The following is a 24,918-nucleotide window of genomic DNA, read 5'->3' as shown; positions in this document are numbered from 1 at the left end:
TAAAAACTACTTAATTTGAACGAAAGGATAATCGAGCTCATAGACATCGCTCCAAAAGAATTTTGGGGTGCTCAAGACACTCATCTTGAAACAATTAAAAAATATTATCCAAAATTAAAAATTGTTGCCAGAGGAACAACAATAAAAGCTTTTGGTGAAAAGGAAGTTTTGGACGAGTTCGAGAAACGATTTCAGCGGTTGATGTTACATTTTACCAGATACAATACAATTGATAATAATGTAATAGAGCGTGTCATTCTTGGTGATGTGCAAGAAGAAAGAAAATTTCAAGGACAAGACAAAATATTAGTACATGGAGTAGGGGGTAAAATCATAAAACCTATGACGGCTAATCAGCAATTGCTGGTAGATACCATGTTTAAAAATGATATGGTTTTTGCCGTTGGACCGGCTGGAACGGGAAAAACGTATACTGGTGTAGCCATGGCTATTAAAGCGCTCAAAGAAAAGCAGGTCAAGCGTATTATATTGACAAGACCAGCCGTGGAAGCGGGGGAAAATCTCGGTTTTTTACCTGGTGATATGAAGGAAAAACTGGATCCGTATATGCAACCTTTATACGATGCATTACGTGATATGTTACCCAACGAAAAACTGGAAGATTACATATTAAAAGGAATTATCCAGATTGCACCTTTGGCATTTATGCGAGGGAGAACATTGGATGATGCATTTGTTATTTTGGATGAAGCTCAAAACACGACGCATTCGCAAATGAAAATGTTTCTGACTCGTATGGGAAAAAGCGCCAAATTTATGATTACGGGAGATCCAGGACAAGTCGATTTGCCAAGAAGAACAATTTCCGGACTTAAAGAAGCATTATTGGTTTTGAAAGATGTGGAGGGAATTGGAATCATATATCTTGATGATAAAGACATCGTAAGACATCGATTAGTTAAGAAAGTTATTGATGCTTATAAAATGATTGAAAATAACGATTAGAAATAGTATTTAAATTTATTATAAAACGAAAGGCTCGAAGATTTTAGTAGATAAAATTTTTGCCTTTCGTTTCTTATTTTAACCAAAATTTAAAATCCATTCTGTCTCTTTCGTATCACTTTATTTTTTTGTGTATCTCTTTGAAATAGAATAAATTTGGAATTACTAAAATGACAGTGAAAAACGAAAGATGATAAAGAAAAAAATTAAAGTCGTTATTAGCGATTTAGACGGAACTTTACTTAATACCCACCATAAAATATCAGACTATACTAAGCGTGTTTTCCAAAAACTTCATGAAGAAAACTATTTGATAATTGTTGCCACCGGTCGTCATCATCTTGATGCACATCCAATTGTAGCCGAATTAGAATGTCCTGTTTATTTGGTAACTTCAAATGGTGCCAGAATTCATAACCCTAACAATGAACTTCTTTTTTCGAGAGATATTGAAAGTGATGCGATTAAATCTGTCTTAAATCTAAAAATTGATCCTGAGATTACTACGGTATTGTTTAAAGAAAACGTTTGGCAAACGAATAAAAATAATGAGAAATTAAACAGTTTTCAAACAAAATTGAACTATTTACCTGAACTTGTAGATTTTACTACTTTGGATGATTTGAGTGGAATAAAATTATTTTTCACCCATGAAAGCCACTCAAAATTGATTGATTTAAGAGATACTATTTTAGAAAATCATTCGGAGCTTTTTAGTCATGCCTTTAGTCTTCCTATTTGTTTGGAATTCATGGACAAAGCAGTCGATAAAAGTGTAGCTATTGCTAAAATTTTGGAAATCGAGAATTTTGTTTTTGAAGAATCTATTTCTTTTGGAGATGGATACAATGATGAGAAAATGTTGAAGTCAACAGGGAAAGGACTTTTAATGAATAATGCGCCTCATAGCTTAAAAAACAAACTTTCGCATTTAGAAGTAATTTCTTCAAATGATGAGGATGGTGTCGCTAAATACCTTTCGAAAACTGTTTTGAATTTGAAAATAGCACAATAATTTTTCTAACCAAACTTAATTAAACCCTAAAATAACCCAAACTAAAATGAATAAAAAAATAGCAGTTCTTATCTGTATTTTCTTTTCTGTAACAAGTCAATGTCAGAATCTAAAGTTGGAAGACATAATGAAAGGCGATGCTTTTATTGGCGTACAGCCGGTAAATGGTCGTTGGTCTTTGGATGGAAAAAAAGTATATTTCGAATGCAATCCAAATAATGAATTGGGATTATCTACTTATTCTTGGAAAAATGGTTTGTCAAAACCAGAACTTGTCCCTGCAAATGAAGCAGAATTTTCTAAAATGGATTTCAAAGGAAATAAAGCCTCAGATTTATTCTATTATATTGATAAAGGAAGATTATTTTCTTATTCGGTGAAAAATAAGATTTCCAAAAAACTCTACCAACAAAGTAGTCCAATTTCAAATTTACAATTGGGTTTTGAGGAAGGAATTGTATTTTTTGAACAAAATGAAAATGTCTTCAAGTACAATACCAAAGAAGGCACCATTATTCAAATTACCAATTTTAAGAAAGGGAAGGCAACCGATTCCGAAACTGAAAAGGATTCTTTTTTGAAAAATCAACAAACTGAATTGTTTCAATACGTGCGTGATCAAGAGGCGAAGAAAAAGTGGAATTTGGCAAAAAAGAATGCTGTAAAATCTGATTTTCCAAAAGGGTATTATTATGGAAAAAATAGATTTGAAAGTCTGAAAATAAATCCAAATGGCAATTATGCAACCTTTAGATTAACAGAAGAATCGGATGTTAGAAGTGAAAAAATGGAAGCTTTTATTACTGCTGATGGCTACAATAAAAGTATTGATACGAAAGAAAAAGTATCGGTAGATAATTTGGTAAACTCTAAATTTGGGATATACAATATTGCAAAAGATACTGTTTACATGATGAATTTTTCAGCGTTGAGTCATATTCAAGATGCGCCAAAATATCTTAGTTTATATGAAAAATCGAGCAATAAAGAAAAAATAGATAAATTAATTGCAGTTACGGAACCTATATACAATCAAGATGGTTCGCACGCAATTGCTGAAATAAGAAGTCAAGACAATAAAGACCGATGGTTGATAAGTCTAAATTTAGAAAAAGGAACTTTTGACGAAATTGAATACCAGCATGATGAAGCATGGATTGGCGGACCTGGTATTCCGTCTGATTCATTTGATTCGGGAACACTTGGATTTCTTGGTGATAATCAAACGATTTATTTTCAATCTGAAGTAACAGGATATTCTCATTTATACACGTATAATTTAAACTCAAAAAAGAAAACACAACTAACCAAAGGAGATTGGGAAGTTCGCAATGTCACTTTATCAAAAGACAAAAAGACTTTTTATTTAACGACCAATACAACACATCCGGGAAACAGGGATTTTTATAAATTGAATGTTTCCGATGGTCTTTTACAGCCCGTACTGACAAAAGATGGAGCTCACGAAGTAAGTTTGTCTCCCGATGAAAGCACTTTGTTGGTTCGTTATTCCTATAAAAATAAACCATGGGAATTGTTTATTGGTGAAAATAAGAATAATACAACGCTGCGCCAAATAACGAATTCTACAACCGAAGCATTCAAAGGGTACGAATGGCGTACTCCTGAAGTAATCACTTTTAAAGCACAAGACGGAACTTTGATATATGCCAGATTGTACAAACCACAATCGGACAAAGCCAATAAAGCAGCAATTCTCTTTGTTCATGGAGCAGGTTATTTGCAAAATGCTCATAATTATTGGAGCAATTATCATAGGGAATATATGTTCCATAATTTATTGACGGATTTGGGATATACGGTTTTAGATATTGATTATAGAGGAAGCGATGGATATGGACGTGAATTTAGAACTGGAATTTACCGATTTATGGGCGGTAAAGATTTATCGGATCAAATTGACGGTAAAAATTATATTGTTCAAAATTTGGGAATCGAAACTAATAAAGTTGGGATTTATGGTGGCTCATACGGCGGTTTTATAACTTTGATGGCTATGCTTACCGCTCCAAAAGAATTTGCATCAGGAGCTGCATTGCGCTCGGTGACGGACTGGGCACATTACAATCATGGCTACACCGGAAATATTCTTAATTTCCCGGAAACAGATCCAGATGCTTACAAAAAAAGTTCTCCAATTTATTTTGCAAATAATCTTGAAGGCAATTTATTAATGCTTCACGGAATGGTCGATGACAATGTAGAGTACAAAGATATCGTACGCTTATCACAACGATTTATAGAATTAGGAAAGAAAAAATGGAGCTTGTCAAGTTTCCCTGTAGAAGCTCATGGTTTTAAAGAAACCTATTCTTGGGTAGATGAATACAGCCGTATCCTGAATTTATTCAACAATACGCTTCTTGAAAAACAGAGTAAGTAAAAACTACTTTTTTTCATTGAATCTAGATGAAATAATTTTAAATTTGCATTTATTAAAATAACACAACACAACAACTATAATGAGCAATACAATTACAACGACTGACTTTAATTTTCCAAATCAAAAATCAGTTTATAGAGGAAAAGTTAGAGAAGTTTATAACATTAACGATGAACTTTTAGTAATGGTAGCGACCGATAGGCTTTCAGCTTTTGATGTGGTTTTGCCAAAAGGAATTCCGTACAAAGGGCAAATTCTAAATCAAATTGCCACTAAATTTATGGAATTGACTAAAGATATTGTTCCTAATTGGTTAATTGCTACACCAGATCCAAGTGTTGCAGTTGGTTATTTATGTTCCCCTTTCAAAGTAGAAATGGTGATACGTGGCTATCTTTCAGGTCATGCTGCTCGCGAATATGCGCTTGGAAAAAGAGAAATTTGTGGCGTGAAAATGCCAGAAGGATTAAAAGAGAACGACAAATTTCCGGAACCTATTATTACGCCAACAACAAAGGCAGATAATGGTGAACACGATGCCGATATTTCTAGAGAAGACATTCTGTCAAAAGGAATTGTTACTGAAGAAGACTATTTAGTTTTAGAAAAATACACCAAAGCTTTGTTTCAAAGAGGAACCGAAATTGCCGCCAGCCGTGGATTGATTTTGGTAGATACAAAATATGAATTTGGTAAAACCAAAGAAGGTGTAATTGTTCTAATAGATGAAATTCATACACCTGATTCTTCTCGTTATTTCTATTCAGAAGGCTATCAGGAAAGACAAGATAAAGGCGAGGAGCAAAAACAATTATCCAAAGAATTTGTTCGTCGTTGGTTAATAGAAAATGGTTTTCAAGGTCTGGAAGGACAACAAATTCCTGATATGACTGACGAATATATAGAAACCGTTTCAGAAAGATATATCGAATTATATGAAAACATTCTTGGTGAAAAATTCGTAAAAGCAGATATTTCTAATATTGATGAACGAATTGAAAAAAACGTTTTGGCTTATTTAGACAAGAGATAAGAAAATAAAATTAGATAAAAAAAACCCGCAATTCAAATTTTGAATTGCGGGTTTTCACTATTAGACAGAGTACTATTTTATAAATAAAAGTCAAACTGTAATTAATCTTTAAATTATTTTTTACCGAAAACTTTACTTATAATTAGTACAACTACGGCTATAATTGCTACTACGATAAATATACCAACGCCTATTCCCGCTTTAAATATTCCTTCAATTACTGAACATCCTGTAAATGATATTAATACTATAAAGAGCATTAATAATCTTGTAATTTTTTTTTGCATGATATTTTTTTTTAGTTAAATTATTTTGATTTATTATGTAAAATTATAAAACAGAAAAGTTATTATGTTATATAATTCATATGAATTATTGCAAAATTTTTTTATTAAAAGGATGACATAAGTTACAAATATTAAACTTTATAATTAAATGATTTAAAACTATTTTTTTATTTAAAACTATCTTTGTTTTAATGCTTTTTAGTTAGTTTGAAATAGAGAATTAAGGAAAGTTAGAGTATATTTGGCATAAGGCGATACAGATTCTATTGGTAAGTAATTGATTCCTTATTTTCTCGCTTTTTAAAATAAAATCATAAAGGGGAATTTGTATATTTGCAAAACCAAACACTACACTTTACTATGAGTCAAAAAGTATTACTTACTGCAAAAGAAGTTACTATCATATTGCATCGTTTGGCTTGTCAGTTGATTGAAAAACACTTAGATTTTTCGGATACCATATTGGTAGGAATACAACCGAGAGGTGTTTTTTTAGCAGAACGTTTAAAAGAAATTTTAGAAAAAGAATATGATACTCCCGAAATTCAATTAGGCTACTTGGATATTACTTTCTTTAGAGACGATTTTCGAAGAACGGATAAGCCATTAGAAGCAAATAAAACCAAAATTAATTTTATCGTTGAAAACAAAAAAGTCATTTTTATTGATGATGTTTTATTTACCGGTAGAAGTATCAGATCAGCTTTGACAGCTATTCAATCTTTTGGAAGACCCTCGGAAATAGAATTACTAGTTTTAATTGACAGACGTTTTAGTCGTAATTTACCCATTCAACCAGATTATAGAGGGAGGCAGGTAGATTCGATAAATAACGAAAAAGTAAAGGTGAGTTGGAAAGAAAATGATGGTGAAGATGCCGTTTATTTGATCACAAATTAGATTTAGAATCAGTTTAAAATCTAATTATTTAAAAAACTAATAATCGTAAAAAAAATGAAAGAATTAAGCGTAAATCATTTATTAGGTATAAAATACATCAACAAGAATGATATTGACTTAATTTTTGAAACAGCCGATCATTTTAAAGAAGTCATCAATAGACCAATAAAAAAAGTACCTTCCTTACGAGATATTACAATAGCTAACATTTTTTTCGAAAATAGTACAAGAACAAAACTTTCTTTTGAATTAGCACAAAAACGACTGTCAGCAGATGTTATTAGTTTTTCGGCAGCGCAATCTTCTGTCAAAAAAGGAGAAACACTAATTGATACCGTAAATAATATTCTTTCGATGAAAGTGGATATGGTAGTCATGCGACATGCCAATCCTGGAGCTGCCTATTTCTTGTCAAAAAATGTTAAAGCGAGCATAGTAAATGCAGGAGACGGAGCTCATGAACATCCAACACAAGCCTTGTTAGACAGTTATTCGATTAGAGAAAAACTGGGAGAAGTGGCTGGGAAAAAAGTAGTTATTGTTGGTGATGTTTTGCATTCCCGAGTTGCCTTATCAAATATATATGCTTTGAAAATGCAGGGAGCAGAAGTTAAAGTTTGCGGGCCCAAAACACTTATTCCAAGATATATTGAGTCTCTTGGTGTGACGGTCGAACCTAATTTGAGAAAAGCGTTGGAATGGTGTGACGTCGCTAATATGTTACGAGTCCAAAATGAGAGATTGGATGTGAATTATTTTCCTTCAACTAGAGAATATGCACAGCAATATGGAGTTGATAAGACTTTATTGGATTCCCTAAATAAGGAAATTGTAATCATGCATCCCGGTCCTATAAATCGTGGTGTAGAAATCACCAGTGAAGTTGCGGATTCACATCAATCTGTGATTTTAAACCAAGTCGAAAATGGGGTCGCAATTAGAATGGCGGTTATTTATCTTTTGGCTTCAAAAATTCAGTAAATTAATAGAAAACTTTGTAAATTAGCTTTTAATAAAAATTTTTCGATTCATCATCTCTGAAATTCAAAAAAAATGAAAGTAGACCAAAAAGCCCACACGATAACCATTAGAGATACACAAGGTGATTTTACCTCTTTTTTGATGAAAGTTACCCATCAATATAAAACATTTGAAAAACACAATATAATTATTGATCTTTTACAGTATAAAGATTTTTCTGCAAATGACATCAAATTATTTAAACCTTTATCAAAACAACATAAAAAAGCTAAAAAATCATTTGTTGTAGTTACCTCAGATTTTGATTTTAATGCGGTTTCCAGTAAACTAACTGTCGTACCTTCATTATTAGAAGCGCATGATATTATTGAAATGGAAGAAATTGAAAGAGATTTAGGTTTTTAAATCAGTGTATTCGGTTATTTGTTTAACCGTTTAATTGATTTAACCAATACACAATAACCGAATAAACAAGAACTTGAAACTAACAATACTTGGTTGCTATGCAGCTACACCTCGAACTTTTACCAATCCCACTTCACAGATTTTAGACATAAAAAACAGACTTTTTTTAATCGACTGTGGAGAAGGTACACAAGTGCAACTACGCAAGAATAAAATCAGGTTTTCAAAGATTAATCATATCTTCATTTCGCATTTACATGGAGATCATTTTTTTGGGTTAGTTGGTTTAGTTTCGACCTTCAGTTTGTTAAATAGAACTACCGATTTGCATATTTATGGTCCAAAAGGAATTAAAGAAATCATCAAATTACAATTGCGGTTATCAAATTCTTGGACAAATTATGGTTTGTTTTTTCATGAATTGGAATCAACAGAAAGCGAAATAATATTTGAAGACGAAAAGGTTTTGGTGAAAACCATACCGTTAAAACATCGTGTGTATACCAATGGTTTTTTTTTCCAAGAAAAAATAGGGGAGAGGAAACTTAATTTGGATGCAGTTCAAAATTATGAAATCGATACGTGTTATTATCAGAAGATAAAAAATGGTAAAGACATTACCTTGGAAGACGGGAGGATAATTGAAAACGACAAATTAACTTTTGATCCTGTTCCCGCTAAAAATTATGCTTTTTGTTCGGATACAGCTTATGATGAATCTATACTTTCAATCGTAGAAAATGTAGATGTTTTATACCATGAATCAACTTTTTTACAATCAGAAGAAAGTTTAGCTAAAAAAACCCTTCATTCTACTGCAAAGGAAGCTGCGATGATTGCTTTTAAATCTAATGCAAAGCAATTAATTTTAGGACATTACTCTACACGTTATGAAAGTATAGCTCTTTTTAAAGAAGAAGCTGAAACTATTTTTCCAGAAGTACTTCTAGCTGATGATGGAAAAATTTTTGAGTTTTAAACGTAAAAAAAATAATTTATTTGAATGAGTTTCAAAGATAATACGATAACAATAATAGAAAATATCAAAAATATGGAAGATTTAAGTCATTACAGAAAATCATATGAAAAGAGTGAGTTATTGGAATCAAATATCCCCGAAGATCCTATTAATTTATTTCACCGATGGTTTCATGAAATAGAAGAATTTGGAGGAAACGAGGAAGTAAATGCGATGACCGTTGCTACAATTGGTTTAGATGGATTTCCAAGATCAAGGGTTGTTTTGTTGAAAAAATTTAACGAGGAAGGATTCATTTTTTATACAAATTATAATTCAGAAAAGGGAAAAGCTATTGCTGATAATCCAAAAATATGTTTGTCTTTCTTTTGGCATTCTATGGAGCGACAAGTTATTATAAAAGGAATTGCTCACAAAACATCTGAAATTACTTCAGACAATTATTTCGAATCCAGACCAGACGGAAGCAAATTAGGAGCCATTGTGTCAAATCAAAGCGAGGTTGTTCCTTCTCGTGCTTTTTTGGAAGAAAATTTAAAACAATTAGAAAACGATTATGAAGGAATTGTAATTCCCAGACCAGATCACTGGGGAGGATTTTTAGTTACTCCTGTCGAAGTTGAGTTTTGGCAAGGAAGGCCAAATCGTTTACACGACAGAATTCGATACACAAGCCAAGAAAATTTCGCTTGGAAAATAGAACGACTCTCTCCTTGATGTAAGAAAAGAATGGTATAAGTTGTTAATATTGTGTAGTTTGTCGATTTTATTTGGTACTTAGACGATAAAAAAAGTAGTTTTGAATATTAATAAGCAATAATATTTATAATTTTTTTTAAAGAAGTTTGCCCCACAATCTACTTTAAATTTGAACTACTTAACGTTTTATGAAATTTAATTTACTTCGTACATTAGTACTTTTTTCAGCAATAAATACCATGTTTTCTTGTTCTTCGGATTCTTCAGTCGGGCAAGCGGCAAGTGTTTCTTCTCCAATTGTAGCTAATTATTCTTACAGTACTTCCGAAAATCAAACTTTGGATTTAATAAATAAATATAGAATTAGTATTGGATTAAATCCATTAGAAAAAATTAATTATATCTCTATAAAGTCAGAGGAGCATGACAATTATATGATCGCAAACAATGTCGTTAATCATAATGATTTTGTTGCTCGTTCCGAAGATATCATTAAAGTTTTAGGTGCAAAAACTGTAGGTGAAAATATTGCTTACAATTATAGTACTCCTCAAGCAGCTTTTGATGCATGGTTAGCTAGCCCAGGACATAAAGCAAATATTGAAGGCAATTTTACTAATTTCGGCATCGCAATTAGAACAAATCCAACAAACGGAACAAAATATTACACCAACATTTTTGTAAAAATATAAGTTAGTTTTTTTTTGGAATTTAGAGGTTGTCTCCCCCCAGAGATTGCCTCTTTTTTTTTATAAAATATTAGTGATTTTAAATTAAGAACTTTTTTAGATTCATATTTTTTTCAAAAATCACTTATTTTTTTTTTGATCCCTTTTAAAAATCACTGCGATTACAAACGTTAATTGCAATCATGGATTTTAAACTATTTTGAATGGCATGCAACCAAAGTAAAATTTTAATTACTATTTTTGAATTTTCAGAAACGAATTTAATTATGAAGATCGTGAAGAAATTTTAATGTGAATGATTTGTAGATTGCAAACGTATTTGACCAACGCACTAGTATTACTAATTACATTTTACTAAGTAACATTCAATTGTTTGTACAAAAAAATATGGTAGTCAATAATTTTTATAGTGAGGGTTTAAAAGACTTTATTCTAATGTAAGAAAAACACATAATCTCTAGTTAAACTTATGTAAATTAACGGTTTTCTTTAGTTGTTCACCGACAAAAAAAGGTAGTTTTGACTTTTAACAATGTGCAGCAAACTCAAAATTATTCAAATAATTTGGAATGCAAACTAATTGATAATTCAACGACTACAAATTTTTATGAAATTAAAATCACTTTTTACATTATTACTTATTTCAGTAATAAGTACGATGAATTCTTGTACCTCGGATCATTATGTAGCCCCTAATGCGCCAACAGCATCAGTATCCCCAGTTACAACACCAACACCAGTAGCGCCGACTACATCAACAACATCTTTACCCGTTGCAACAGCTAGTCCATTACCAATATCAGATACATATAGTTATACCTATACCACTGCTGAGATCCAACTTATGGATTTAATAAATGCTTATAGAGTAAATAATGGGCTAAAATCTTTGCAGAAAACGAATTACATTTCCTTAAAAGCTGAAGAACACAATAATTATATGATTACTACGAATATACTTAGTCATGATAATTTCAGTGTTCGTTCTCAAGACATAATGAAGGTTTTAGGAGCTAACGCAATAGGTGAAAATGTTGCGTATAATTATAGTAATGCACAAGCTGCTTTTGATGCTTGGTTGGCCAGTCCTGGACATAAAGCTAATATTGTAGGTAATTTTACCAATTTTGGAATTTCGATTAGAGTGAGTTCAACTGACGGCAGAAAATATTATACCAATATTTTTGCGAAAATATAAATTATTCTTTTGGAATATTGAGGCTGTATCATCAAGATGCAGTCTCTTTTTTTATACAAGTGGCTATGCAAATTAAATAGTGCACAAAATTAACTAATTGACTGTAAATCAAATACTGATTAATTTGGCATGTAATTTTATATATAACTTAACAAGAATGCACTTAAAAAATCGATGATTACAGTAAAATATGTAAGAAATATATATGTAAATTAATAATTACAACGTATTTCATCGATTTTATTTGGTAGTTTGCCGACAAAAAATGTAGTTTTAAATAATATTAAAAATCAAAATTTATTAATATCGTAAAGAAGTTTGCCCCACATTCTACTTTAAACTTAAACTACTATTTTATGAAACTAAACCTACTTAGTAAAATTTTGCTTGTTTCGGTGACCTACTTTATGGTTTCGTGTTCTGCTGATAATTCTACATCAGCAACTGCAGAAGCTTCGTCTCAAAAAGTGACTGAATATACATATAGCGCTACAGAATTACAAACTATGGATTTGATTAATGGTTACAGAGTTAGTGTAGGTTTAAATCCTTTAGCAAAAATTAATCATATTTCATACAAGTCAGAAGAGCACGTTAATTATATGATCACTAATAATGTGGTCAATCATAATGATTTTGTTGCTCGATCTGAAAACATTATGAAAGTTTTAGGTGCTAAAACAGTTAGTGAAAATATTGCATACAACTATAATAGTCCTCAAGCAGCTTTAAAGGCTTGGTTAGAAAGTCCAGGACACAAAGTTAACATTGAAGGTGACTTTACTAATTTTGGGATATCCATTAGAGAAAATCCGGCGAATGGAAGAAAATATTACACTAATATCTTTGTGAAAATATAAGTCGAGTTTTTTATTTTGGATTAAGAGGCTGTTTCCCCCAAGTCGCAGCCTCTTTTTAATTTTTACAAAGCAGTAATTATAAATTCACTTCGTCTGTTAAGTTGATGTTCATCTTCAGTACATTCCATATTATCAGAGCATTTGTTTACAAGTTGATTTTCACCATATCCTTTACCGGTCAATCTACTCGAATCTACTCCGTTTTTAACCAACCATTTTATAGTCGATTTAGCTCTTCTATCGGATAATGATTCGTTGTATTTGAATGTTCCTCGACTATCAGTATGGGAACGTATATCTAGTTTCATAGTTGGATTTTGATTTAAGACATCTAATATTTTTTCTAAATCAATTGCTGCTTCTTCTCTAATGTTAGATTTATCAAAATCAAAATAGATCATTTTTATTCCAAAACATTTACCTAAATCATCTCCAATAGTGACCTTGCATTTGGATTTTTCCAATGCGATTGGTAAATATGTTTTACCATTTTCTTCGGCAATAGTAATTTTTTGTTCTTTGGTTGTATATTCTGTTTTTTCGGCTCTTATATTATACATTTTACCACACTCTACTTTAAAAGTATAGTTACCTTTTTCATCAGATACAGTTGAACTAATAAGGCTAAAAAGACTATCGTATATACTAATTTTGGCATCTGGAAGAAGTTCCTTTGTTACCAAATCTGTAACTTCGCCATACAATGACTGCTCGCAAGTAAGTCTTTTAGTTTCCAAGAATTTATAAATATCATCGAAGCCTTGACCACCATCTCTATTGGAACTAAAATAACCTCTTCTTGATTTCGTATCAATTATATAAGCAAAATCATCTTTAGGAGAGTTAACATCAGCTCCAACATTCTGTACTTTACTGAATGTACCATCTGTATTTATTTTGGATACAAAAACATCTAATCCGCCTAGACCTGGGTGACCATCTGAGGCAAAATAGATCTCGTTTTCATCATTGACGAAAGGAAAAGTTTCTTTACCTTCAGTATTGATTACGTTACCTAAATTTTCTGGAGTGCCAAAACTGCCATCGTCATTAATTTTGACTTTAAATATATCGGACTGACCTAACGTTCCCGGCATATCAGAAGCAAAATATAAAGTCTTGCCATCGGGACTTAAGGCGGGATGCGCTGTACTATAATTATTGCTGTCAAACGGTAATTCTGTTATTTTAGTCCACGTATTATTTTCTAAACTAGCTTTGTAAATTTTTATTAAAGTAATGTCATTTCCGTCTTTTCCTTTTTTACCATTGAGAAAGTTATTTCTGGTAAAATACATTGTCTTTCCATCAGCTGTAAAAACAGGCGTTGCTTCATGAAATTTTGAGTTGATAGTTTTATCAAATTTCTTTGGCGCCCCCGTTATCATGTTATCACCTAAATCAGCAGTATATAAGTTTGTAAAGGGTTGACCCGTCCATGAATTAGTTCTATGTCCTAAACTTCCTGTGTCTCGAGCTGACGTAAATACGATTTTATTTGAATAAATAGTTGTACCATAATCTGAATATTTAGAATTTACTCCCGCATCTTCTAATTGATATCTTCCAGAGTTAGCTTTTATTGCTTCTAAATAGTTTGGATTTTCTTTAAAAAGTTTTCCTCTACTATCGTTTCCTGATTTTTGGATGAATTTTTCTAACATTTCATTTGCCTTATCATTTTGACCGATTGATCGTAAAGATTGGGCATAACGGTAATAATATTCGGCTTCCAAATCAGTTTCAGTACTCATGGCAAACAATTCGCTATACCATTTAGCAGCTTTATCAAGTTCACCATTGAAATAATAGGCATTTCCTAATTTTTTAAACATATCCACGGATTTATATCCTTTTTCAGCCACCCTTTCATAGGTTTTTATAGCATCAACGTAGGCATAGTTGTCATATTTTTTGTCCGCTGCGGTTACTCGCGCTTTTTGGGAATAAATGTTACATGAAAAAACACTTACTATTGTTATGTAAAGGAGTATATAATTTTTCATAATAATTGTTTTAAGGAGAATCTTGGAGTTATTTTTTAATTTTGTTTTTATAATTTTTTTTAGAATCAATAGCTTCTAATTTTTGCTTTAATTTTTCTAATATTTCGTCGGCTTTACCCTTTTGACCAATAAAAATTAAAGACTGAGCATATTGATTATAATATTTGGGTTCCAAATCACTAGTCATCGCAAATAATTCACCATACCATTTAGCGGCTTTGTCCAGTTCACCATATGAGTAGTATGAATTACCTAATTTTTGAAACAGATCTGCGGATTTATACCCTTTTTCAGCTACCCTTTCATATGTTTTTAACACATCGATGTAGGCATATTTATCATTTATTTTATTGGTTACATAAAATTTTTCGTTTTGGGAATAAATTTTAAATGAAATAAGACTTAATGATGTTGTTATATAAATAATAGTGTTTCTCATAGAGATTGATTTTAAAAGAATCTCGGAGTAATAATTTTATTGGTGTTATTGAATAATTCATAGCGCAAGAAAATCTCGTGCGAACCAGAATTATAACGGTTTAAATTAGTAGTTTCATGATCATAGCCGTATCCTATATACAAACCATCTGAAACTTGAAAACCAACCATAGCACTTAATGCAGCGCTCCATCTGTAAGCTACTCCCACAACAAACTTTTCACTGAACATGAAATTTGCGGAAACATCTACCTGAAGAGGAGCCCCAACAACCATTTTAGTTAGCATTGCAGGTTTGAATTTAATGTCATTAGTTAAATCAAATACATAACCGGCAATTAAATAATAGTTGATTTTTTCTTTAAAAATAGCCACTTCATTATCATCGTATCTTTTTGATTCAATAAAGTTAGGCACTGAAAAACCCACATAAGCTTTAGAAGAATGCAGATAAATACCCGCACCAATATTGGGCGTAAATTTATTACTGTAATCATGTAAGCTAGGATCATCATCAGCTGGATTTAATCTTGAGACATCTAAGTCAAACAGATTAGCGGTCGCTTTAATACCAAAAGAAAGTTTAAAAGTCTCTGAGGTAGGTATGGTATAGGACAAATCAGCGGAAAGTGTATTCTCGTGAGTTGGTCCTATTTTATCATTGACAATAGAAACTCCCAATCCCAAATTACTTCCGTTTAGTGGCGTATTTACGGACACCGCATTAGTAACTGGTGCACCGTCTAGCCCGACCCATTGCGTGCGATGCAAGGCAAAAATACTTAGAACTCCTCTTGATCCTGCATAAGCGGGATTAATATTGATTGTGTTGTACATGTATTGCGTAAATTGAGCATCTTGTTGCGCAAAACTTACCATGGCTGTAAACATCAAAACGAATGAAAATAGTTTTGTTTTCATAGTAGATATTTATAATTTTTAATTAGCTATCGAACAGATTATTAAAGAGTTCAACAGGTCAAATGGATTAAATTAATTAACGTTTATCATTAGAAGATAGGAGCACTTGATTCTATTTTTGTAAGACCTGAGAATCCTTTTATCCTCAGGTCTTAGATTTAAATTATCTAGTTAGGTATAAATACCCGTCTTTTTTATTCGTCTGAAGGTTACCATTATTGTCTTTAGAGGTATAATTCAGAATATAGAAGTAAACGCCACTAGGTAAGCCAGAAGACTGACTAATGGTTGTTCTTCCTCTTGAAATTCCATTGAAATTATTAGTTTCGTTGTTATAGTTTCGAGTTTCAAAAACCAATACTCCCCAACGATTGTAAATTTCGACCGTATTATCCGGATAACAATCGGCGGTAGGATTAATATTGTCGATTATGAAATTTTCATTAATTCCATCTCCATTTGGAGAGAAGGCATTATGAACCAATACCGTAGCACAAGGCAAAACTATACCTTTGCAGGATTCATCTATCGTCATATTTATCTTAATGCTTCTAGGACAATTTGCATCTTCAATTTTGTATTCGAAAACATAATCATCTTTAGCAAGACCAAAAACAGTAAGTATACTTCCTTGTAGGGTTACTGAATTATTTGTCGCTGTCCAGCTTCCGTTTGCAGGAGTTCCTACAGGTAAAAGACTAGATAGATCAATCGTTGTCACTTCCCCATTATTACAAGCAGAAGCGGGAATTGTTACTAGACTATTTGAAATCGAAACATTAACAATTTGGGTAATTGTGGATGTGTTTCCACAAGAATCTGATACAGTCCATTTTCTCACAATTGAATAGGAATCTTGAGTTCTATTTATAATGTTTTCTATAAATGTAGCAGGTGAAACAGATGAACAATTGTCAACGAACACGACTTCAGGTCTTGCAGGAATCGCATCACAACTCACGTCTATAGTTGAGCTAAATGGAGTTACAGTTGTCGGACCAGTTACATCTTGAACATTAATAGTTTGTGAGGCAGTAGAAGTATTTCCACAGGCATCTTGAGCGGTCCAAGTTCTTGTTACAGAATAGGAACCGGCGCAAGCACTATTAGTAGTTACATCTATGAATTTCAATTCGAAAACTGAGCCACATTCATCAATTGCCGTTGCTTGAACAAATTCAGGTGTTGCTGGGCAAGAGATTGTTGACGCAGCCGGTAATTGAGCAATCACAGGACCAGAAAGATCTTGAACGTTAATGGTTTGTGAAGCTGTTGAAGTATTTCCACAAGCATCTTTAGCCGTCCAAGTTCTTGTTACAGAATAAGTACCTGCGCAAGCCCCTGGAGTTTTTGCATCCGTTGACGTCAACGTAAAATCAGAGCCACATTCATCAGTTGCAGTTGCTTGAGCAAACTCAGGTGTTGCAGGGCATGAAATCGTTGAATCTGTTGGTAAAGCGGCAATCACAGGACCAGAAAGATCTTGAACGTTAATGGTTTGTGAAGCTGTTGAAGTATTTCCACAAGCATCTTTAGCGGTCCAAGTTCTAGTTATAGAATAGGAACCAACACAAGCACCTGAAGTTTTAGCATCCGTTGAAGTCAATAAAAATTCAGAGCCACATTCATCAATTGCCGTTGCTTGAACAAATTCAGGAGTTGCAGAACAAGAAATGGTTGAAGCAGCTGGTAAAGCAGCAATAACTGGAGCAACTGTATCTTGAACATTGATGGTTTGAGACGAAGTAGATGAATTTCCACAAGCATCTTTAGCGGTCCAAGTTCTGGTAACAGAATAGGAACCGGCACAAGCACCATTGACAGTCGTATCGACATGAGTCAATTCGAAAGCAGAACCACATTCGTCAGTTGCAATTGCTTGAGTAAACTCAGGCGTTGCAGAACAAGAGATTGTTGTAGCTGACGGTAAATTAGCAATTACTGGAGCAGTTACATCTTGAACATTGATGGTTTGAGACGAAGTAGATGAATTTCCACAAGCATCTTTAGCGGTCCAGGTTCTGGTAACAGAATAGGAACCGGCACAAGCACCATTAGTACTTACGTCTATGAAGTTCAATTCAAAAGCAGAACCACATTCATCTGTTGCAGTTGCTTGAGCAAACTCAGGTGTTGCAGGGCAAGAGATTGTTGAGGCTGTTGGTAATTGAACAATCACAGGACCAGTTACATCTTGAACGTTAATGGTTTGTGAAGCTGTTGAAGTATTTCCACAAGCATCTTTAGCCGTCCAAGTTCTGGTAACAGAATAGGAACCGGCACAAGCACCATTATTACTTACGTCTATGAAGTTCAATTCAAAAGCAGAACCACATTCATCTGTTGCAGTTGCTTGAGCAAACTCAGGTGTTGCAGGGCAAGAGATTGTTGAGGCTGTTGGTAATTGAGCAATCACAGGACCAGTTACATCTTGAACGTTAATGGTTTGTGAAGCCGTAGAAGTATTTCCACAGTCATCTTTAGCGGTCCAAGTTCTGGTTACAGAATAAGTTCCGGCGCAAGCACCATTAGTACTTACGTCTATGAAGTTCAATTCGAAAGCAGAACCACATTCGTCAGTTGCCGTTGCTTGAGTAAACTCAGGCGATGCAGGACAAGAAATCGTTGAAGCAGTTGGTAAAGCGGCAATTACTGGAGCAGTTACATCTTGAACATTGATGGTTTGAGACGAAGTAGATGAATTTCCACAAGCATCTTTAGCGGTCCAGGTTCTGGTAACAGAATAGGAACCGGTACAAGCACCATCGACTGTCGTATCGATATGAGTTAATTCGAAAGCAGAACCACATTCGTCAGTTGCCGTTGCTTGAGTAAACTCAGGCGCTGCAGGACAAGAAATCGTTGAAGCAGTTGGTAAAGCGGCAATTACTGGAGCAGTTACATCTTGAACATTGATGGTTTGAGACGAAGTAGATGAATTTCCACAAGCATCTTTAGCGGTCCAGGTTCTGGTAACAGAATAGGAACCAGTACAAGCGCCATTAGTACTTACGTCTATGAAGTTCAATTCGAAAGCAGAACCACATTCGTCAGATGCCGTTGCTTGAGTAAACTCAGGCGTTGCAGGACAAGAGATTGTTGTAGCTGCTGGCAGTTCAGTAATTACTGGAGCATTTATATCTTGAACGGTAATAGTTTGCACCGAAGAAGAAGAATTGCTGCAAGCATCAGTAAATGTCCAAGTTCGAGTGATAACGTACGAGTTAGCACACAGACGTTCTGATATAACATCTATTCCTGCAGTCGTAATTTGACCGGCACAATTATCAATCGCTGTAAGCGAAGGCATGACAGGTACATTCGTACTACAAGATACAGTCACATCAGCAGGAGCTTGAGGAGCTACAGGTTTAGTTTTATCTACTACAGTAAATGTAGCTGAACTTGATGCAGTATTTCCACATCCATCTTTTGCAGTAAATATAACTGTCACTGCAGCCGAACAATCATTTGAAAGGGCATTAAAGTTATTAGACCAAGTTACGTTTGAACAAGTGTCGGAAGCAGTTGCGCCTCCATTATTAGCTAACCAATCACCTATTAAATTTTGATTCCCATCTCCATTACACTCGACAGTCGTGTTTGAAGCGGCTGTGTTAATTGTAGGAGGAGTTGTATCTTGAATAGTAATTATCTGAGTAAATATTGAAGAAGTGTTACCACATTCATCTACTACAATCCAAGTATTGGTATACGTTCCTGCATTAGTACATCCTTCGGATGGTTTAAATATACCGCACACTTTTTGGATATCTTTAACATCTGAATCGCAATTGTCAGTAGCTATCGGAAATAAAGCTTGAGCCGTTGCTAATCCATTAACATCACTACATTCGACAGTAACGTTTAATGAGTTTTCTGCTGTAATCCAAGTAGGTTTAATTGTATCAATTACTTGAATTATCTGATCAAATTTAACAGCATTGCTGCAAGCGTCGCTTACAGACCAATGTCTTACGATTATCTTATTATTTGTGCACAAAACAGCAGGTCTTAAGCAGACACTTTTGAAATCTATACTACCATTGACACTAGCTTGCTTTCTTGAATAAATAAACCAATTACCATTCATAGGGCCAGTAAGATTTTCAAAACTAGAGACATATGATGTTATTCCAGAAATAGTATTTGGAGAAGTAGTTCCTCCATTTGGAATAAAGTTTTGGCTTACACCATCTTGAACAAAATTGTTGTTATTCCATTGTGGATATCCAGAACTGTTTGGGTAAAATACAGGTAAATATAATTCCTTAGTATTGGATGTTGCGTCGTCACAAGCGCCTCCTGTACAATATGGACCAACTAAAATAACTGCCTGACCGTTAGGCGAAACTAGAGTAAATTCGGCTCTTCCTTTTCCTTGGTTCGTTTCAAAAGCTAAAGCTACTTTTTCAATGGCACTTGCTAAAACACCATCAAATCCAGAAACAGTAAAGGGAAAATAATTACCCACTCCTGCGTTAATTGATTGATTGTCTGACTCGCCAAAGCAATCACCATCTGTAAAAGTTGCAGTAGGATTAGAATCACAATTATCTTTAATATTTGTAACTGTGCCTGTAGATGCAGTACTTAAATCAGCAAAACAATTTTTATCACTGCTGAGAGTGATATTAGCTGGAGCTGTAAACGTTGGCGGAGTTTTATCTTCTATTGTAAAAACAGCAGTAGTTTGGCTAGCGTTTCCACATTGGTCAGTGGCAATAAAAGTTACCGAAGCATTTCCTGTAGCCCCGCAACCGTTGCTTAATGCTGAAAAGTTGTTGGACCAAGTTATAGTTGAGCAAGCATCATTTGCAGCAGCGCCTCCGTGATTATTTAGCCAAGTCTGCAATGCTGCGTCATTTCCAAGACCGTCACATTCTACTGTTTTGTTAGATGCATTTGTAGATATAACAGGTTTAGTATTATCTGTTACGGTGAACACTTGGTTTACGCTGGTAGCATTACCACAAGAATCTGTAATAGTATACGTTCTTGTGATTGAGCCACTGCAGGTAGTACCTACCAACGAACCTGTTGAAGAGGTAACAACTAGATTTGCTGTAGTCGAACAATTATCACTCGCTGCTGCACCCCCAAGTGCGTTGAAGTTCGTGATGGTTGTTACAGCCGCAGGCAAGTCACTTGCACATTCAAGATCTGTTGTTGATGGTGCAGTTACAGTTGGTTTAGTGTTATCGGTTACAGTGAACACTTGGCTCACGCTGGTAGCATTACCACAAGAATCTTTAATAGTATAGGTTCTAGTGATTGAGCCACTGCAAGTAGTACCTACCAACGAACCTGTTGAAGCGGTAACAACTAGATTTGCTGCAGTGGAACAATTATCACTCGCTGTTGCACCCCCAAGTGCGTTGAAGTTCGTGATGGTTGTTACAGCCGCTGGTAAATCACTTGCACATTCAAGATCTGTTGTTGATGGAGCAGTTACAGTTGGTTTAGTGTTATCAGTTATGGTAAACACTTGGCTTACGCTGGTAGCATTACCACAAGAATCTGTAATAGTATAGGTTCTGGTAATTGACCCGCTGCAAGTAGTACCTACCAACGAACCTGTTGAAGAGGTAACAACTAGATTTGCTGTAGACGAACAATTATCACTCGCTGCTGCACCCCCAAGTGCATTGAAGTTCGCAATAGTTGTTACAGCCGCAGGCAAGTCACTTGCACATTCAAGATCTGTTGTTGATGGTGCAGTTACAGTTGGTTTAGTGTTATCAGTTACTGTGAACACTTGGCTTACACTGGTAGCATTACCACAAGAATCTGTAATAGTATAGGTTCTGGTGATTGACCCACTGCAGGTAGTACCTACCAACGAACCTGTTGAAGAGGTAACAACTAGATTTGCTGTATTCGAACAATTATCACTCGCTGCTGCACCCCCAAGTGCATTGAAGTTCGCAATAGTTGTTACAGCCGCAGGCAAGTCACTTGCACATTCAAGATCTGTTGTTGATGGTGCAGTTACAGTTGGTTTAGTGTTATCAGTTACTGTGAACACTTGGCTTACACTGGTAGCATTACCACAAGAATCTGTAATGGTATAGGTTCTGGTGATTGACCCACTGCAGGTCGTACCTACCAAGGATCCTGTTGAAGAGGTAACAACTAGATTTGCTGTAGTGGAACAATTATCACTCGCTGCCGCACCCCCAAGTGCATTGAAGTTCGTGATGGTTGTTACAGCTTCAGGTAAGTCACTTGCACATTCAAGATCTGTAGTTGATGGTGCAGTTACAGTTGGTTTAGTGTTATCAGTTATAGTGAACACTTGACTTACGCTGGTAGCATTACCACAAGAATCTGTAATAGTATAGGTTCTGGTGATTGACCCACTGCAGGTAGTACCTACCAACGAACCTGTTGAAGAGGTAACAACTAGATTTGCTGTAGTGGAACAATTATCACTCGCCGCTGCACCCCCAAGTGCGTTGAAGTTCGCAATAGTTGTTACAGCGGCAGGTAAGTCACTTGCACATTCAAGATCTGTTGTTGATGGTGCAGTCACAGTTGGTTTAATGTTATCGGTTACTGTAAACACTTGGCTTACGCTGGTAGCATTACCACAAGAATCTGTAATAGTATAGGTTCTGGTGATTGAGCCACTGCAGGTAGTACCTACCAACGAACCTGTTGAAGAGGTAACAACTAGATTTGCTGTATTCGAACAATTATCACTCGCCGCTGCACCCCCAAGTGCGTTGAAGTTCGCAATAATTGTTACAGCCGCAGGCAAGTCACTTGCACATTCAAGATCTGTTGTTGATGGTGCAGTTACAGTTGGTTTAGTGTTATCAGTTACTGTGAACACTTGGCTTACGCTGGTAGCATTACCACAAGAATCTGTAATAGTATAGGTTCTGGTGATTGACCCACTGCAAGTAGTACCTACCAACGAACCTGTTGAAGAGGTAACAACTAGATTTGCTGTAGTGGAACAATTATCACTCGCCGCCGCACCCCCAAGTGCGTTGAAGTTCGTGATGGTTGTTACAGCCGCAGGCAAGTCACTTGCACATTCAAGATCTGTTGTTGATGGTGCAGTTACAGTTAGTTTAGTGTTATCAGTTACAGTGAACACTTGGCTCACGCTGGTAGCATTACCACAAGAATCTGTAATAGTATAGGTTCTTGTGATTGACCCGCTGCAGGTAGTACCTACCAACGAACCTGTTGAAGAGGTAACAACTAGATTTGCTATAGTGGAACAATTATCACTCGCCGCTGCACCCCCAAGTGCGTTGAAGTTCGCAATAGTTGTTACAGCTGCAGGTAAGTCACTTGCACATTCAAGATCTGTTGTTGATGGTGCAGTTACAGTTGGTTTAGTGTTATCAGTTACTGTAAACACTTGGCTTACGCTGGTAGCATTACCACAAGGATCTGTAATAGTATAGGTTCTTGTGATTGACCCGCTGCAAGTAGTACCTATTAACAAACCTGTTGAAGCGGTAACAACTAGATTTGCTGTATTGGAACAATTATCACTCGCTGCTGCACCCCCAAGTGCGTTAAAGTTCGCAATAGTTGTTACAGCCGCAGGTAAATCGGTTGCACATTCAAGATCTGTTGTTGATGGTGCAGTTACAGTTGGTTTTGTATCATCCAAAACATTTACTGTTTTTGTACAGATAGAAGTACAACCATTTGTTCCAGTAATTGTTAATGATAAAGTAAATGTTTCATTGCAGTTCGCGCCTGCAGTTACAGTTACGCTTTGAGAATTTGTACTTCCAACTATTGTTCCGTTTCCTGAAATACTCCATGCGTATGTAGCACTGACAGGCGCAGAATAACTATTAGAAGAAGATGATGGACATAAAGGACCATTAGGACCATTGATAGAACAAGTTAAAGGTTGATTTACTGTAATAACCACGTCGTCAGATACCGTACATTGTGCTCCTGAACCTACTATAGGTCCCGTTACTACAGTAAGTCGAAATGTAGCTGAACTTCCGGTTATGTTTACAAGTGAATGCAGATCATTTGAATCTGTAATAGTAGCGGATCCACTTATTAGAGTCCATGTTTTAGATATAATGGTGTAACCATCACTAGGAATAGCCACTCCTTGAAGCATGTATGAAGACCCTGCACATGTAGTATCGTCATCTCCAGCATCAGCACTTCCAAGGGTGAGGTTATCAATAGGAAGCGGCTCAAAAAAGTCTTTAATAGCTGCGGATGATGATATTGAGGTTTTAGATTTAACAAAAACTGTTTTTATTATAAGACTACTACATGGGTCAATTTTACCTAATACCGCTGATAAATTTACCGCAGATTCAATAAATGTATTTTCTAAGTAGTTATTAACTCCAAATGCTTGAAACGGTACAGGAACATTAGTGGAATTTCCTGCAGCATAAACGGAGTCGGGTAGAAGTGAGGCAAAATAGGTTTTGTATCCCCATACACTTCCATTAAATTCCCATCTTTGAATGTCAAATTTGGCAACACCGCTTTCAAAATATACTGTCAACAAGAAATCACCTTCAGTTCTTCCACCAGTTGAGGCGGGCGCCAAAGTTTGAAAACCAGTAGCAGTTTTAGTCATAGCAGTTTGAAGAAACTCAAAATCAACATAGGCATTACCGCTATTGCTTAAACGATCAGCGGCAAAAATGACCCATACATTTCCCTTAACATCAGTTGTTAGATGAATTAAAGCATTGTTCATGTCTGTTTTGTCATTCGCAGTCCCAGTAACCCATGACCAACTATTTGGATTGTCACCTACTTTATCGCCACCTCCAAAAATGTTGTCACCTGAAGTGTTATAGGGATCAAAGAGATGATAAGTAGTTCCTGAAATTAAAGGGGCTCCTGAATTTGCAAGCACGAATCCGCCTGTTCCGGTTCCATCGACCCAATCTCCAGTATTTGTGTCGGCTTTAAGTGTTCCGTCGATAGAAAAACCTCCACTTGGTGTATTAACTGGTGCAATACCAGGGCCAATGGTTTGGGCAAGTATACCTGACGAGAAACTTAAAAAAGTTACTAAAAAGTAATAAAACAGCTTTGTTGAAATAGTAAAAGTTGATTTCATGTTGATTTGTTTTAAATCGTTAGAAAGGGAAGTAATTTTGATAGCAGAGATTAGGGTT

17 protein-coding genes are annotated in these 24,918 nt (G+C 34.9%); 12 read left to right on the top strand and 5 right to left on the bottom strand.

The window, feature by feature from the left end:
- The first annotated feature begins 15 nt into the window (after positions 1-15).
- The 4 genes from H4V97_RS02675 (at position 16) to H4V97_RS02660 (ending at position 5,418) form a co-directional block, all read left to right on the top strand.
- Positions 16-966, top strand: coding sequence for a PhoH family protein (locus H4V97_RS02675; protein ID WP_196851102.1), 951 nt, complete (start codon positions 16-18; stop codon positions 964-966).
- Positions 967-1,156: 190 nt separating this feature from the next.
- Positions 1,157-1,981, top strand: a complete 825-nt coding sequence (locus H4V97_RS02670; protein WP_209548822.1) for a Cof-type HAD-IIB family hydrolase — start codon at positions 1,157-1,159, stop codon at positions 1,979-1,981.
- Positions 1,982-2,027: 46 nt separating this feature from the next.
- Complete coding sequence (locus tag H4V97_RS02665; protein WP_209548821.1) at positions 2,028-4,385, top strand: S9 family peptidase; 2,358 nt, start codon at positions 2,028-2,030, stop codon at positions 4,383-4,385.
- A gap of 79 nt (positions 4,386-4,464) precedes the next feature.
- Positions 4,465-5,418, top strand: coding sequence for a phosphoribosylaminoimidazolesuccinocarboxamide synthase (locus H4V97_RS02660; protein ID WP_196851105.1), 954 nt, complete (start codon positions 4,465-4,467; stop codon positions 5,416-5,418).
- A gap of 113 nt (positions 5,419-5,531) precedes the next feature.
- Here H4V97_RS02660 and H4V97_RS02655 read toward each other — a convergent pair whose 3' ends face one another.
- Positions 5,532-5,705, bottom strand: a complete 174-nt coding sequence (locus tag H4V97_RS02655; protein WP_196851106.1) for a hypothetical protein — start codon at positions 5,703-5,705, stop codon at positions 5,532-5,534.
- A gap of 360 nt (positions 5,706-6,065) precedes the next feature.
- On the opposite strand from H4V97_RS02655, the gene pyrR reads away from it, so the two are divergent.
- The 8 genes from pyrR to H4V97_RS02615 all read left to right on the top strand — a co-directional run bounded on the left by pyrR (position 6,066) and on the right by H4V97_RS02615 (position 12,416).
- The gene (gene pyrR, locus H4V97_RS02650; RefSeq protein WP_196851107.1) at positions 6,066-6,605 is read left to right on the top strand and encodes a bifunctional pyr operon transcriptional regulator/uracil phosphoribosyltransferase PyrR; all 540 of its coding nucleotides are present in this window, start codon (positions 6,066-6,068) and stop codon (positions 6,603-6,605) included.
- A 54-nt stretch (positions 6,606-6,659) separates the two neighbouring features.
- Positions 6,660-7,586 carry an aspartate carbamoyltransferase catalytic subunit gene (locus H4V97_RS02645; RefSeq protein WP_196851108.1) on the top strand — a complete coding sequence of 309 codons (927 nt, stop codon included), beginning with the start codon at positions 6,660-6,662 and terminating at the stop codon, positions 7,584-7,586.
- Positions 7,587-7,658: 72 nt separating this feature from the next.
- Complete coding sequence (locus H4V97_RS02640) at positions 7,659-7,991, top strand: ribonuclease Z (protein WP_196851109.1); 333 nt, start codon at positions 7,659-7,661, stop codon at positions 7,989-7,991.
- Positions 7,992-8,064: 73 nt separating this feature from the next.
- Positions 8,065-8,970: a ribonuclease Z gene (locus tag H4V97_RS02635; protein WP_196851110.1), complete on the top strand. Its 906-nt coding sequence runs from the start codon at positions 8,065-8,067 to the stop codon at positions 8,968-8,970.
- Between the two features lie 72 nt (positions 8,971-9,042).
- The gene (gene pdxH / locus H4V97_RS02630) at positions 9,043-9,687 is read left to right on the top strand and encodes a pyridoxamine 5'-phosphate oxidase (protein WP_196851114.1); all 645 of its coding nucleotides are present in this window, start codon (positions 9,043-9,045) and stop codon (positions 9,685-9,687) included.
- A gap of 170 nt (positions 9,688-9,857) precedes the next feature.
- The gene (locus H4V97_RS02625; RefSeq protein WP_196851111.1) at positions 9,858-10,361 is read left to right on the top strand and encodes a CAP domain-containing protein; all 504 of its coding nucleotides are present in this window, start codon (positions 9,858-9,860) and stop codon (positions 10,359-10,361) included.
- Between the two features lie 604 nt (positions 10,362-10,965).
- A complete protein-coding gene (locus H4V97_RS02620; protein ID WP_245345177.1) occupies positions 10,966-11,556 on the top strand; it encodes a CAP domain-containing protein in 591 nt (196 codons plus the stop codon).
- Positions 11,557-11,912: 356 nt separating this feature from the next.
- Entirely contained in the window at positions 11,913-12,416 is a 504-nt protein-coding gene (locus H4V97_RS02615; protein ID WP_209548820.1) for a CAP domain-containing protein, read from the top strand.
- 62 nt (positions 12,417-12,478) lie between these two features.
- On the opposite strand, the gene H4V97_RS02610 is transcribed toward H4V97_RS02615, so the two are convergent.
- The 4 genes from H4V97_RS02610 to H4V97_RS02595 all read right to left on the bottom strand — a co-directional run bounded on the left by H4V97_RS02610 (position 12,479) and on the right by H4V97_RS02595 (position 24,860).
- Complete coding sequence (locus H4V97_RS02610) at positions 12,479-14,422, bottom strand: OmpA family protein (protein ID WP_209548819.1); 1,944 nt, start codon at positions 14,420-14,422, stop codon at positions 12,479-12,481.
- A gap of 28 nt (positions 14,423-14,450) precedes the next feature.
- Positions 14,451-14,861, bottom strand: a complete 411-nt coding sequence (locus tag H4V97_RS02605) for a flagellar motor protein MotB (RefSeq protein ID WP_209548818.1) — start codon at positions 14,859-14,861, stop codon at positions 14,451-14,453.
- 11 nt (positions 14,862-14,872) lie between these two features.
- A complete protein-coding gene (locus H4V97_RS02600; RefSeq protein WP_209548817.1) occupies positions 14,873-15,781 on the bottom strand; it encodes a type IX secretion system membrane protein PorP/SprF in 909 nt (302 codons plus the stop codon).
- Between the two features lie 163 nt (positions 15,782-15,944).
- A complete protein-coding gene (locus H4V97_RS02595; RefSeq protein WP_209548816.1) occupies positions 15,945-24,860 on the bottom strand; it encodes a gliding motility-associated C-terminal domain-containing protein in 8,916 nt (2,971 codons plus the stop codon).
- Positions 24,861-24,918 lie beyond the last annotated feature (58 nt).

It is taken from the genome of Flavobacterium sp. CG_23.5 (assembly GCF_017875765.1).
GTDB lineage: Bacteria > Bacteroidota > Bacteroidia > Flavobacteriales > Flavobacteriaceae > Flavobacterium.
Note: the sequence above shows the minus strand (reverse complement) of the source record. Positions and strands in the feature narration are given on the sequence as shown.

What these genes read in the sequence shown, in the direction of transcription:
- H4V97_RS02670 (WP_209548822.1), top strand. Translation starts at nt 1,157, where the DNA reads ATGATAAAGAAAAAAATTAAAGTCGTTATTAGCGATTTAGACGGAACT.
- H4V97_RS02665 (WP_209548821.1), top strand. Translation starts at nt 2,028, where the DNA reads ATGAATAAAAAAATAGCAGTTCTTATCTGTATTTTCTTTTCTGTAACA.
- H4V97_RS02660 (WP_196851105.1), top strand. Translation starts at nt 4,465, where the DNA reads ATGAGCAATACAATTACAACGACTGACTTTAATTTTCCAAATCAAAAA.
- H4V97_RS02655 (WP_196851106.1), bottom strand. Translation starts at nt 5,705, where the DNA reads ATGCAAAAAAAAATTACAAGATTATTAATGCTCTTTATAGTATTAATA.
- pyrR (WP_196851107.1), top strand. Translation starts at nt 6,066, where the DNA reads ATGAGTCAAAAAGTATTACTTACTGCAAAAGAAGTTACTATCATATTG.
- H4V97_RS02645 (WP_196851108.1), top strand. Translation starts at nt 6,660, where the DNA reads ATGAAAGAATTAAGCGTAAATCATTTATTAGGTATAAAATACATCAAC.
- H4V97_RS02640 (WP_196851109.1), top strand. Translation starts at nt 7,659, where the DNA reads ATGAAAGTAGACCAAAAAGCCCACACGATAACCATTAGAGATACACAA.
- pdxH (WP_196851114.1), top strand. Translation starts at nt 9,043, where the DNA reads ATGGAAGATTTAAGTCATTACAGAAAATCATATGAAAAGAGTGAGTTA.
- H4V97_RS02625 (WP_196851111.1), top strand. Translation starts at nt 9,858, where the DNA reads ATGAAATTTAATTTACTTCGTACATTAGTACTTTTTTCAGCAATAAAT.
- H4V97_RS02620 (WP_245345177.1), top strand. Translation starts at nt 10,966, where the DNA reads ATGAAATTAAAATCACTTTTTACATTATTACTTATTTCAGTAATAAGT.
- H4V97_RS02615 (WP_209548820.1), top strand. Translation starts at nt 11,913, where the DNA reads ATGAAACTAAACCTACTTAGTAAAATTTTGCTTGTTTCGGTGACCTAC.
- H4V97_RS02610 (WP_209548819.1), bottom strand. Translation starts at nt 14,422, where the DNA reads ATGAAAAATTATATACTCCTTTACATAACAATAGTAAGTGTTTTTTCA.
- H4V97_RS02605 (WP_209548818.1), bottom strand. Translation starts at nt 14,861, where the DNA reads ATGAGAAACACTATTATTTATATAACAACATCATTAAGTCTTATTTCA.
- H4V97_RS02600 (WP_209548817.1), bottom strand. Translation starts at nt 15,781, where the DNA reads ATGAAAACAAAACTATTTTCATTCGTTTTGATGTTTACAGCCATGGTA.
- H4V97_RS02595 (WP_209548816.1), bottom strand. Translation starts at nt 24,860, where the DNA reads ATGAAATCAACTTTTACTATTTCAACAAAGCTGTTTTATTACTTTTTA.